The sequence below is a fragment of the Photobacterium sp. TY1-4 genome, from assembly GCF_025398175.1.
In the GTDB taxonomy this organism is placed as follows: Bacteria; Pseudomonadota; Gammaproteobacteria; order Enterobacterales; family Vibrionaceae; genus Photobacterium.
Genome location: NZ_CP099735.1, coordinates 1,855,827 through 1,868,539 on the forward strand (window position 1 = coordinate 1,855,827; position 12,713 = coordinate 1,868,539).

The window sequence follows — 12,713 nt, forward strand, 5'->3', positions numbered from 1 at the left end:
CCTGAAAGGTATACAATATTCAGGCTTGAAAATCCATGATGATATTGTCAAGTTCGGTTATTGGTGGCCTGCGTATTGGCAGGAATCACGTCGAAAGGGGCCGCTGTCTGGAGAAAGATTCGGTCAATTTCGCTGGGGACAATATCTATGGTTGCGGCGGGGTCGATGCGACCAGCATCTGTCGTGGCGGTTGTGGTGAACCGTGGTCGTGGGTGAAAAAAAGCCGGCGTAAAGCCGGCAAACACTACAGAAGTAAGGAAGTAGGCCAACCACCGAGCACAAACGGGGCTGGCAAATACGCCGGGCCATTCGGGAGATTGAACGATGACCCGGCATTGAGGGATTGGGAGCTGCGCCGTGAGATCGCGACGTGAGCCGCGACCTTATGGCACGGCTAAACGGTTACACCGCAGCCGTGGCGCGTTGCAGCCAGTCGCGCTCCTCCGGGGTCAAGTCCCCTTCAAGGGCAGCAAAGACTTTAGTGTGGTAGTCATTGAGCCACTGCCGCTCAGAGGCATCCAGCAAAGCCGGCTCCAGCGGTTGGGTGGCGATTGGCGCCAGGGTGATGGTGTCGAAGCCGTAAAACACGCCGAATTCATTCTGTTCAATTTCCACCACCTTCATGATGTTCTCGATCCGCACTCCGTATTCGCCTTCGCGATAAACACCGGGCTCATTGGTGATCACCATATTCGGCTTCAGTTCGACTTCGGTCGGAGACTGCGAGAAGTTTTGCGGTCCTTCGTGGACATTCAGGCACATCCCGACACCGTGCCCGGTGCCGCATTTGTAGTCGATACCTTGCTGCCACAGCACCCCGCGTGCCAGCACATCCAGGTTGGAGCCGGTCGACCCTTTGAGGAAGCGTGCCTGGCTGAGCCTAATCACGGCTTTGAGCACCAGGGTATAGTCGATGCGTTGCTGCTGGCTCAGGGTGCCGAAGCTGAAGGTACGGGTGATGTCAGTCGTGCCGCCCAGATATTGGCCGCCGGAATCAACCAGGAAGAAATTGGATTCATCGACCAGAACGTTGCTGTTTTCATCGGCGGCGTAGTGCATTTTGGCACCGTGCTCGGCAAATGCGGCAATGGTGCGGAAGCTGTCACCTAAGTAGGTCGGCGCCAAAGTTCGGAAATGCTGTAGCTGTTGCTCGGCGCTGAGTTCGGTCACGTCGCCGCCGGGGACCTGCTGTTCCAGCCAGGACATGAACTTTACCATTGCGATGCCGTCCAGCCGCAGGGTCTCTTCCATATTCTCCAGCTCGGTTGGGTTCTTACTGGCTTTCATGTCAGTCACATAACTGCGCTGGTGCGATACGGTCAGATTGGCAGACAGGCTGCTGATCAGGCGCGCATCACCGTGTCTGGCACAGCTGCGGAAGTGATGCCCGGCAGGCAGTTGGCTCAGCGCGTCGCGGATCTGCTCATACGGCTGGCAATGAACGCCCTGGGCTTCGAGTTTGCACTGGACATCTACCGGCAGTTTCCGCGGGTCGATAAACAGCGTCGCCGCCTGGGCACTGATCAGCAGATAGCCCTCGGAGATTGGGCAGTATGGCGTGTCGCCGCCACGAATGTTGAGTGTCCACATCACATCATCCAGCGTCGAGATCAGCAGATCATCGACCTGATCACCGGCCATGTACTGACGGATCTGGGCCAGTTTCTGCGCTGTGGTGAGTCCGGCATATTGCAGCGGGTGGCAAAAGACCGGGGTCGTTGGCCGGGCCGGACGATCGTGCCAGATCCCATCGATCAGATCATGCTCCAGCACAATGGCGATGCCTTTGTCGGCACAGGCGGCTTGAAGCTGCTGATAAAATGCATAGCTGATGGTACGGCCATCGACGCCGACCCGGCTGTTGACCGGCAGTGTCTGCGCCAGCCATTCAGGGATCGACGGGGTTTCTGCCAGCCTGGCTTTAAACAGCGAGAGTCCGCTGCCTTGCAACTCTTCTTCGGCCTGGATGTAGTAACGACCGTCGGTCCACAGACCGCCGCCGTCGGAGGTGATGACGGCATCGCCCGCCGAGCCGGTAAAGCCAGTGATCCAGCGCCGGGCCAACCAGTGATCGGCTGAATACTCGCTCGCGTGGGGATCGTTGTTGGTGACGATATAGGCGTCGAGCTGCAATGCTGACATGGCATCGCGTAGCTGGCTGAGACGTTGGGAAACCGGGCATTGCGCACTTGCTTGAAGACTCATCCTATCCTCTGTGACATCCGTGTGAATTGAGGACAAATGTATAGTGTCAAGAAAGCGCTCACAATTGTGTGTTTACATCTTATTAACGAAGACGCAGAAAGTAATCCTTTCGGTCTCAGAAACTGAGACTGCGAGTTCACACCGTGGGTTTACTGCAACCGGGAAGAGAGTTGCCGGGTTGCCTGAATGAGGTGCGCCGATAACTCCCGGATATGTTGTTTGGTAAATTCTTCTCGATTAACCCCCAGGCTGATGGCGGCGATGGCCTGGTTGTTGAGATCCAATACAGGCGCCGCAATAAAACTCAGGCTGGATTCATCCAGGCTATCCGTGACGGCGTAACCGAGTCGCCGGGCCTGTTGCAGCTCTTCCAGCATTGCCGCCAAACGTTGCGGGGCATTCTGGCCCTTGGGGAGGACTTGCGTGAGGTACTCTTCCTGAAAGCGGGCAGGACGGGTGGATAAAATGGCTTTGCCGGGCGCGGCTTCGTAAACCGGAAATGTGGTCCCGATATAGACGTTTGACACTCTGGCCATGGATGACTCTGTTTTGGCGATGGTGACGATCCGGCTCCCCACCTCGATATTGAGATAGACCGACTGATAGGTTTCGTTCTTCAGGATCTCGGCGATCGGATGAAAGATCGAAATGGAATCCTGGCGGCTGAACACGGTTGAGGCAAGCTGGAAAATGGTCGCACCCATGCAGTATTTTTTGCGGGCGCTGGGGTCAATGCTAATCATGCCGTGCTGTAGCAGGGCTTCCAGCAACCTGTGGGTGGTGGAATAAGCCAGCCCGGTCTCTTCCGAGATTTCAGACAGAGATAAAGAGATTGATGAACGGGCAAGCAGTTGCAAAATCTGCATGGCGCCGTCGACCGCTGGTGCTTTGGATTTGGTGGGGAACATGGTTGGTAACACGGTTGTTAATTTGTCGTTAATTGAAATGCTATCACATTTATTTTTCCATATATGGAAATAATCTGATTTTAGCCTCCTCACGTTTGACCGATTTATCAGTAGCTCCATAAGATTCTTCAAAACACAGTGGAGAAGCCTCATGCGAGTGGAACGTAATTTCGTCAATAATCAGTTTCAGGAGACGGTCGGTCACGAAACGATTGCCGTGTATAACCCCGAAAATGAAACGCAGATCGCCCAAGTGACGGCTGCATCGTCAAAGGATGTACTGGAAGCGGTGGCAGTGGCCAGCCAGGCTCAGCGCACCTGGCGTCGCCTGACCAGCATTGAGCGGGGCGAACACCTGAAAAAGCTGGCGGACAAGCTGGTGGAGCACGCCGCTGAGATTGGCCGGGTGCTGGCGCTGGAGTCCGGGAAAAGCATCGAAGATGCTGTGAACGAGACCATTTATGCGGCGGATATTACCCGATATCACGCAGAGTGGGCGCGCCGGATCGAAGGGGAAATTATTCCCAGCGATACGCCGGATGAAAACCTGTTGCTTCATCGCGAGCCGATCGGTGTGGTGGCATGTCTGATCCCGTTTAACTATCCGGTCTACACGCTGCTGCGCAAAATCGCCCCGGCCTTGATCACCGGAAATACCGTGGTGGTTCGTCCCAGTAACAATACCCCTTGTTCAGCGTTTGCCATTGCACAGGCGATCGTAGAAGCCGAGTTGCCGGCAGGCGTGGTGAATATTCTGACCATGGATCACGCGACTGCCGAGACCATGTGTACCCACCCGAAAGTCGGCATGATCACTTTAACCGGCAGTGTCGGCGCAGGGCGTAAGGTGCTGGAGTACTCCCAGGTTAATATTGCCAAGTCGTCCCTGGAGCTGGGCGGGAAAACACCGGCCGTTGTGGCCCCGGATGCAAATCTGGCCAAAGCGGCACGTGAGATTGTGGCCTCGAAAACTTCGAACTGCGGCCAGTTGTGCACGGCGGTTGAGCGGGTGTATGTGCACGAGTCCATCAAGTCGGAATTTACCATGTTGCTTAAGCAAGAGATGGAAAGTGTTCAGTATGGACCGCGTTCGCAGGAGCCGAATAACATGGGGCCACTGGTCAACGAAAATGCACGGCTGAATATTCACCAGATGGTGGAGCGTGCCATCGATGATGGCGCCCATTTGATGACGGGGGGCTTTATTCCGGAAGGGAAAGGCCATTTCTATCCTCCGACGATCCTGACCAATTGCCGTCAGGATATGGAAATAGTCCAGGAAGAAATCTTTGGCCCGGTGTTGCCGATCCTGACTTACAAGACCATCGAGGAAGCCATTGAACTGGCCAACGACCACCAGTTTGGCCTGGCCTCGCTGATTTACACCGAGAGCTACCGTGATGCGATGCAAGTCGCGAATAACATCGAAGCCGGTGAGTTCTACATCAACCGGATCCCCGCCGACCCGTACCAGGGCTATCACCAAGGGTGGAAACGCTCCGGCCTCGGTGGCGACGATGGTAAGCACGGCATGCTGGATTACACCCAAACCCGCTTGGTGGTTGCCAAATACTAAGCCCGGACTTCCCTGACCTGAAGGCGCACGCCAGATAACAAATACAAAGTGCGCCTGCAAACACAAAAGGACTGAATCATGTCAAATGCAACGATGGAACCCGTTGTAGGCACGCCTACATCCAAAAAAGAGCAGATGAGCCGTTATTTTCAATTTTTATTGCTCTTGATGGCAGGCGGTGCGATCTACCCGCTGCTGTATCTGCGTCAGAATTTCGAGGTCTCGATCCTCGAAGTATTTAACATCACCACTTCCGAACTGGGCAGCTATTACTCAGCACTGGGCGTGATGTACATGGTCTGCTATCTGCCGAGCGGATGGCTGGCCGATAAATTTTCCCCTCGACTCCTGATCACGTTTTCGATGGCAGCCACCGGCGGCCTGGGCCTCTGGTTTGCCTCTATCCCCTCGAAAGCCGTGTTGCCTTATATCTTTTTGGGCTGGGGCCTGGCAGCCGGGCTGACCTTCTGGGCGTCCTTGATCAAAGGGGTCAAGATGCTGGCCAGCAAGAATGAACAAGGCCGATTTTTCGGCATTCTGGACGGCGGGCGTGGTCTGGTGGAAGCCGTGCTGGCGACAATAGCGATTGGTTTGTTTGCCTATGCCATTGAGACCAATGGCGAATCAACAACGGTTGCCCTGAAGCAGGTGATCTACATGTATGCCTACACCTGCCTGACACTGGCGGTGGTCATCTTCCTGTTCTTCAGCAATAAAAACGAAGTGGCAGAAGAAAAGGCCGAACGTCAGGGAACGTTGATCGGTAATCTGAAGTTTTTAGCTGCCATTCCGGAGCTGTGGTTGGTGGCCGGGGTGATTTTCTGTGGGTATCAACTGTTCTGGGCAACATATTCTTTCTCCGCTTACATGCAACAAAGCTATGAAATCAGTGCTGTGACTGCCGGTTTCATCACCGTGGCAAAACTCTGGATGCGTCCGATTGGCGGCATTGGCGCAGGTTTCCTCGGGGACCGGTTCCGGATCGAAAATGTGCTGGCTTTGTCTTTGCTCGGCTCGTCTATTGGTTTGCTGCTGATGATTGCGCTACCGGATATGCAAAGCATCACCCTGCTGTTGGCACTGGTGCTGCTGATTGGCGTCCTGACGTATGCGATCCGCGGCTTGTACTGGGCAATTCTGGACGGGTGTGATGTGCCGGCCCATGTCACCGGCCTGGCGGTTGGGGTCATCTCACTGATTGCCTACACCCCGGATATTTTCCTGCCGATGATCAACGGATATCTGGCGGAAAGATACGAAGGACTCACGGTGTACCATCTCTATTTTGGATATATCGCGGTGATGGGCGTTATCGGCACCATTGCCTGCCTGAAACTGAAACAAATGATCGACGCTAAGCAGGGAGCTTAAACCATGAAAGTTACGCATTTAGAAACCCATGTTGTTGCGACACCAGCGCCTCATATTGGCGGCATGTACTGGATTTTTGTGCAAATTCGGACCGATTGCGGCATTGAAGGGGTCGGAGAGGTTTATGCTGCTTCGTTTCATCCGGAGGTGATGAAAGCGGCCATTGAGGATGTGTTTGAGCGTTACCTGAAAGGCCACGATCCGCACCATGTCGAGCGCTTTTTCCGTGAGACATACTCTAGTGGTTTCACACAAAGGCCGGATCTGACCATGATGGGAGTCGTCAGCGGCTTGGAAATGGCTTGCTGGGATATTATCGGTAAGGCTGCGGGCAAACCGGTATATGAGCTCATTGGTGGCAAAGTGCACGATAAGCTTCGCTCGTACACCTACCTGTATCCGAAAAACAGCCGTGGCGAATACGACTACAACAGTGTCGATTTAGCGGTTGAGTGCGCTATTGAAAATATGGCGCTGGGCTTTACTGCACTTAAGTTTGATCCGGCGGGCCCGTATACGGCTTACTCTGGCCATCAGCTGACGCTGGAGGCGATGGAGAAATCGGCTCAGTTCTGTGCCCGGATCCGTGAAGCGGTCGGAAATCACTGTGACCTGCTGTTCGGCACCCACGGCCAAATGTGTGTGTCGTCCGCGGTCCGCCTGGCCAAGCACCTGGAGCCGTTTGATCCGCTTTGGTTTGAAGAGCCGGTCCCGCCGGGCCAGCATGAAGCCATGGCACGGGTGGCACAGAAGACCTCGATCCCGGTGGCGACCGGCGAGCGCCTGACCACCAAGTATGAGTTCCATGAGGTGTTGCGCCATAACGCGGCGTCGATCCTGCAAATGAACCTGGGGCGTGTCGGCGGGATCCTGGAAGCGAAGAAGATCGCTGCACTGGCGGAAGTTCATTATGCTCAGATTGCGCCGCATCTCTATAACGGACCGGTGGGCGCCGCTGCCAGTATTCAACTGGCTGCGGCGACCCCGAACTTCCTGATCCAGGAAAGCATTATGACCTGGGGTGGATTCCATGCCGACGTGTTGCAAGAGCCGATTCGCTGGGAGAAAGGCTACATTATTCCGTCTGAGAAGCCGGGGCTGGGGATTGAGCTGAATATGGATGTGGTGAAAGCGAGGTCGCCGTACACCAGCCGTACCCTGCATTTGTCGATGGATCATAAGCCATATGATGTGACGCAGGAGTCGTCGACATCCTGGAAAGTGAAACCGGAGTGATCAGCATGAAGCAGTACGATTACATTATTGTCGGGGCCGGCTCTGCCGGCTGTATTCTGGCCAATCGCCTGACAGAGTCGGGGGAATATTCGGTGTTGCTGATTGAAGCCGGGGGCCGTGATGCCAGCCCCTGGTTCAAGCTTCCGGTCGGTTTCGCTAAGACCTACTATCACCCGAAGTACAACTACATGTATTACAGTGAGCCGGAATCCGGCATGGCCGGGCGGGCCATTTATGCCCCGCGTGGCAAGGTCCAGGGGGGATCCGGCTCCATCAACGCGATGATTTATGTTCGTGGTCAGCGACAGGATTATGATGACTGGGCGCGCCAGGGCAACCCGGGGTGGGGCTTTGACGATGTGCTGCCATATTTCAAAAAGCTTGAGCAGCATCCGTTGGGCGATACTGAGTACCACAGCTCAAAAGGCCTGATCGGCATCACTCAAATGAAGCATGATGCACATAAAATCTGCGATTATTATCTCAAAGGTTGCGAAGAGCTGGGATATTCGCTCAATGATGATTTTAACGGCGCGCAGTTTGAAGGGGCGGGTATTTATGAAACCAATATTCGCAACGGGATGCGGGACTCCAGTAGCTTTGCCTACCTTGAGCCGGCAAAAAAGCGTGCGAACCTGACCATCTCCCATCATACCCAGACTCGGAAAATTCTGGTGGATGAGCATCGGCGCGCAACCGGCGTCGAAGTCGCGGTCGCAGGAGAGCACCAAATTTTCCATGCTCGCAAAGAAGTGATTTTGTCAGCCGGGGCAGTGGACTCCCCGAAACTGCTGATGCTGTCCGGCATCGGAGAACGTTCTTGTTTAGAGTCGCTTGGCATTCCGGAGGTGAAAGATTTACCCGCGGTCGGCCAAAACCTACAGGATCATGTCTGTGTTAGTTTTTACTACCGGGCTACGCAAAAGACGCTCAATGATGATCTGACGAGTTGGTGGGGACAGGCAAAGGCGGGGCTTCAGTACTTGCTCAATCGTCGCGGTCCGCTGGCACTGAGCGTGAATCAGGCGGGTGGATTCTTCAAAGGGAGTAAGGATGAAGCACAGCCGAATATACAGCTGTATTTCAATCCGCTCTCTTATGAAATTCCCAAAGATCCCAACGCCAAAATGGTGCCGGATCCTTATTCCGGGTTTCTGGTCGCGTTTAACCCCTGTCGCCCGAGCAGCCGGGGAGAGATCACCCTGAAGTCCGGTGATCCGGATGATGCGGCGGCGATCCGCCCATGCTACCTGAGTACCGAGAAAGATATTCAGGAAGTGATCCAGGGGACGAAGCTGATCCGCCATATCATGACGGCACCGGCACTGCAGTCTCTGACGGAAGTAGAAGTCAAACCAGCCGGTTTGGTCACTGATGAAGCTTCCATGGTGGATTACTTCCGGGAAAATGGCGGCTCGATTTATCACCTGTGTGGCACTTGCGCGATGGGACCCGATGAAGCTGACGCCGTGGTGAATCATGAGCTGAAAGTGCATGGGGTGGAGGGGCTGCGGGTGGTCGATGCGTCGATTTTCCCGAATATCACCTCGGGGAACACCAATGCGCCGGTGATGATGGTGGCGGAGAAAGGTGCCGATATGATTTTACAGGCCGCAGCTGAAATACAGCCCTCCGAAGGGCCGGCAGCCGCCTGAAAGCGATTGGGCGGTAAACCCGGTGGAATAGATTAACTTTCCCTTTTGAAACAGACGCTTGCTGCGTCTGTTTTTGTGTCTGGCTGATCATTTGCCGTGAGGGTTTGCAGTGCCGGCTGGCTGAAACAAGGCCATCATTTCAAAAATGACTTTAATTCGCTAGGTTTTTTGTCAAAAATGAAATAAATATTTTTTGAGGATACCAGGATGCGAACCCGCTCTGATGATCTGGAAATTTTTCTGGCTGTGGTCGACAGTGGTGGCTTTTCAGCTGCCGCTGAAGCGCTGGACATTCAAGTGGCGCGGGTCTCCCGTGCGGTCAGTAAAGTTGAATCCCAATTGGGGGTTTCCCTGCTCAACCGGACTACCCGGCGCGTTGAGCTGACCGACGAAGGGCGTCAGTTTGTCTCGACGGTACGGGCCGGATTGCGCCAGCTGCAACAGGCGGAAGAAGATATCGTCAGCCGGGGCGAGCTGCCCAAAGGCCGGTTGCGGGTTGATGCTGCCACCCCGTTTCTGTTTCACCAGCTGGTGCCGCTGATCCAACCGTTTCGCGAAGCCTACCCGGATATAGAACTGGTGATGACTTCCCATGAAGGCTATGTCGATTTGCTGGAAAAGCAGACCGATGTCGCGATCCGGATTGGCCGCCTGACCGATTCTACCCTCCATGCCCGGCCGCTGGGCAAGAGTGAGTTGTATATGGTGACCTCCCCGGACTATATCTCGCGCCGTGGCTGCCTGCATCATCCGAATGAGCTGGAGCAGCACGACTTGATTGGGTTTACCGGGCCGAAAATTCTCAACACCTGGCCGTTGCCGGGCGTGGGGGAGATCACGCCGACCCTGGTGGTCAGCAATGGCGAGTTGGTGCGGCAATTGACGCTGGCGGGGAACGGGATCTCTTGCTTATCCGGGTTCATGGTGAAAAAGGATATTGAGCAGGGGCGCTTGATCCCGCTGTTTGAATCGGTCAAGACCACCAACACCGGCCGCGAGCCGATCAACGCGGTGTATTACAAGTCGTCCTCGGTGGCGAGGCGGATCAGCGCGTTCATTGATTTTATCCAGCCACGGTTGACGCTCTAGTCACAGTCACTATTATTGCAATTATCACAAAAATGATTTGTGGTAATTGCGGTCAATGTTCGTAATCTTGCTTGTTAAGATGCCCTCAAATCCGACTGAGGACAAACTCAATGAGCAACTCCCTGTTTCAACCGATCACGCTCGGTAACCTGATCCTGAAAAACCGCATCGTTATGCCGCCAATGACCCGCTCGCGCGCCAGTCAGCCGGGCGATGTGGCTAATGAGCTGATGGCAACTTACTATGCCCAGCGCGCCGGTGCCGGGCTGATTGTCTCTGAAGGCACCCAAATCTCACCGCTGGGTAAAGGCTACGCCTGGACCCCGGGGATCTATACCCCGGCGCAGATCGCCGGTTGGCGCAAAGTCACCGACGCGGTGCACCGTGAAGGCGGGGTGATGTTCGCGCAGCTCTGGCATGTCGGCCGGGTGACGCATCCTGATAACACTGGCGGCGCTCAGCCGATTTCCGCGTCATCAGTGAAGGCGGAGAACGTCAAAGTATTTGTCGATAACGGCACGGACGCACCAGGGTTTGTCGATGTGGTCGCGCCGCGTGAAATGACAAAGGCCGATATCCAGCAGGTGGTTGCTGAATACCGCCAGGCGGCACTGAATGCTATTGAGGCCGGTTTTGACGGCATTGAACTGCATGCGGCCAACGGTTATCTGATTAATCAGTTTATCGATTCTGAATCAAATCATCGCACCGATGAGTACGGCGGCAGCCTGGAGAACCGACTGCGTTTTCTGGACGAAGTGGTTGGCGCATTAGTTGATGCCATCGGCGCCGAGCGTGTCGGGGTACGTCTGGCACCGTTCACCACTCTGAACGGCACGGTCGATGCGGATCCGCAAACCACGTACACGGCTGCGGCGGCACTGCTGAACCGCCACAAGGTTATCTACCTGCATATTGCCGAAGTGGACTGGGATGATGCGCCGGATATGCCGGTGGCGTTTAAACAGGCGATCCGATCCCAGTTCGACGGCGTGCTGATCTATGCCGGTCGCTATTTTACCCCGCAGGATCAGGCGGCCAAAGCCGAGCAGGCGATTGCATCCGGCCTGGCGGACATGATCGGCTTCGGGCGTCCGTTTGTCGCCAACCCGGATCTGCCGGTGCGGTTGGCGCAGGGCTTTCCGGTGGCCGCGCATGATCCGGACACCCTGTTTGGCGGCGGTGAAAAAGGGCTGACCGATTATCCTGTCTATCAGGCGACGATATAAACAGACGTCGGGCGTTGCAAACATCTTGCGTTGCAAACAACTGTTCAGGACTGTGAAATTCGCCATCATAACCAAATCGTATTTAGCCCAAGCTTCATGGGTATATGCTTTATAGAAGCGAAAGTTTGGATATGTCGGAATGGCCGCAGTGAGGAGGTACCCATCATGGCTACGACCCAGACAGGCTCTGTCTTCGACCCCAATAAAGCGGAAGTGTTCGGCGATGATTTCGTCAGGGCGCTGAACAATGGTGCGCTATGTTTGATGGTGTCTATTGGCCATCGCACCGGACTGTTTGATGTGATGAGTGAACTCAGCCAACCCGCGACGTCACAGGAAATCGCGACCCGTGCCGGTTTGAATGAACGTTATGTGCGGGAATGGCTGGGTGCGATGACCACCGCAGGCGTGGTCGAGGTTGATCCGGCGACCACGTGTTTTACCTTGCCCCCTGAACATGCCGCGATGGTGACGCGCGCGGCCGGCGCCGATAACCTCGCGGTCTTTGCGCAGTATATCGGGCTGTTGGGTGGCGTTGAGGATCATATCGTCGAGTGTTTCAGACAAGGCGGAGGCGTGCCCTACGCGCAGTATCCCCGGTTCCATGAAGTGATGGCAGAAGACAGTAATCAATCGGTGCTGTCGAATCTCGAAACGCATATTGTGCCGCTGGTGCCCGGTCTGGCCGATCGGCTGACAGAGGGTATTCAAGTCCTGGATGTTGGCTGCGGACGGGGCCGGATCATGAACCGACTGGCTGAGCTGTATCCGGCAAGTCAGTTTTTGGGTATCGATCTGTCCCGTGAAGCGGTTGAATATGCAAGACGCGAGTCGCAGGACAAGGATTTGCGCAATATTGTGTTCGACATTAGCGATCTCAGTAACTTTGATGAAGTGGCTACGCCGGATGCGTTTGATTTTGTGACCACCTTTGATGCGGTGCACGATCAGGCAAAACCGCTGAATGTGCTCAAAGGGATCTGCTGGACCCTGAAATCAGATGGCACCTATCTGATGCAGGATATTAAGGGTTCGAGCCATGTCCATAACAACCTGGACCATCCCATCGGCACTTTCCTGTATACCATCTCTTGTATGCATTGCATGACCGTATCGCTGGCCCAGGGCGGTGAAGGGCTGGGGGCAATGTGGGGCGAAGAGAAAGCCAGGGAATATCTCCAGCGTGCCGGGTTTAGCTCGGTGACCAAGAATGAGCTGGCCCATGATATTCAGAACAATTGGTATATTGTCCGCAAGTAAACGGTGCCGGATGTGACATCAGGGGAGAGCCCACTTCGTGTCGGCTTTCCCTTTTTTTGATGAGTCATCACAATCCGCGCGCCTCCACCCATTGTCATCTACGGGACACAGAATCATCACAATGCCTCAGTACGATGTTATGTGCATTTTTGCTCATATACACTGCTTTGTTTTGATAAGGATA

General features: G+C 54.9%; 9 protein-coding genes. 7 read left to right on the forward strand and 2 right to left on the reverse strand.

Features of this window, described 5'->3' with window-relative positions:
• Window positions 1–402 precede the first annotated feature (402 nt).
• Together NH461_RS24990 and NH461_RS24995 are read right to left on the reverse strand one after the other, a co-directional pair.
• Window positions 403–2,205: an aminopeptidase P family protein gene (locus tag NH461_RS24990; RefSeq protein ID WP_261603653.1), complete on the reverse strand. Its 1,803-nt coding sequence runs from the start codon at window positions 2,203–2,205 to the stop codon at window positions 403–405.
• 149 nt (window positions 2,206–2,354) lie between these two features.
• On the reverse strand, window positions 2,355–3,113 hold the full coding sequence (locus tag NH461_RS24995; protein ID WP_261603654.1) for an IclR family transcriptional regulator: 759 nt from the start codon (window positions 3,111–3,113) through the stop codon (window positions 2,355–2,357).
• A gap of 151 nt (window positions 3,114–3,264) precedes the next feature.
• Between NH461_RS24995 and aldA the strand changes: the two genes are divergently transcribed.
• The 7 genes from aldA to NH461_RS25030 all read left to right on the forward strand — a co-directional run bounded on the left by aldA (window position 3,265) and on the right by NH461_RS25030 (window position 12,529).
• Window positions 3,265–4,689 carry an aldehyde dehydrogenase gene (aldA, locus tag NH461_RS25000; protein WP_261603655.1) on the forward strand — a complete coding sequence of 475 codons (1,425 nt, stop codon included), beginning with the start codon at window positions 3,265–3,267 and terminating at the stop codon, window positions 4,687–4,689.
• A gap of 78 nt (window positions 4,690–4,767) precedes the next feature.
• Window positions 4,768–6,060 (forward strand): MFS transporter, encoded by a 1,293-nt coding sequence (locus tag NH461_RS25005; RefSeq protein WP_261603656.1) that lies wholly within the window; start codon window positions 4,768–4,770, stop codon window positions 6,058–6,060.
• 3 nt (window positions 6,061–6,063) lie between these two features.
• The gene (locus NH461_RS25010) at window positions 6,064–7,296 is read left to right on the forward strand and encodes a mandelate racemase/muconate lactonizing enzyme family protein (RefSeq protein ID WP_261603657.1); all 1,233 of its coding nucleotides are present in this window, start codon (window positions 6,064–6,066) and stop codon (window positions 7,294–7,296) included.
• Between the two features lie 5 nt (window positions 7,297–7,301).
• Window positions 7,302–8,951, forward strand: a complete 1,650-nt coding sequence (locus NH461_RS25015) for a GMC family oxidoreductase (protein ID WP_261603658.1) — start codon at window positions 7,302–7,304, stop codon at window positions 8,949–8,951.
• A gap of 207 nt (window positions 8,952–9,158) precedes the next feature.
• Window positions 9,159–10,040, forward strand: coding sequence for a LysR substrate-binding domain-containing protein (locus NH461_RS25020; protein WP_261603659.1), 882 nt, complete (start codon window positions 9,159–9,161; stop codon window positions 10,038–10,040).
• Window positions 10,041–10,150: 110 nt separating this feature from the next.
• A complete protein-coding gene (locus NH461_RS25025) occupies window positions 10,151–11,269 on the forward strand; it encodes an alkene reductase (protein WP_261603660.1) in 1,119 nt (372 codons plus the stop codon).
• 165 nt (window positions 11,270–11,434) lie between these two features.
• The gene (locus NH461_RS25030) at window positions 11,435–12,529 is read left to right on the forward strand and encodes a class I SAM-dependent methyltransferase (protein ID WP_261603661.1); all 1,095 of its coding nucleotides are present in this window, start codon (window positions 11,435–11,437) and stop codon (window positions 12,527–12,529) included.
• Window positions 12,530–12,713: the final 184 nt, after the last annotated feature.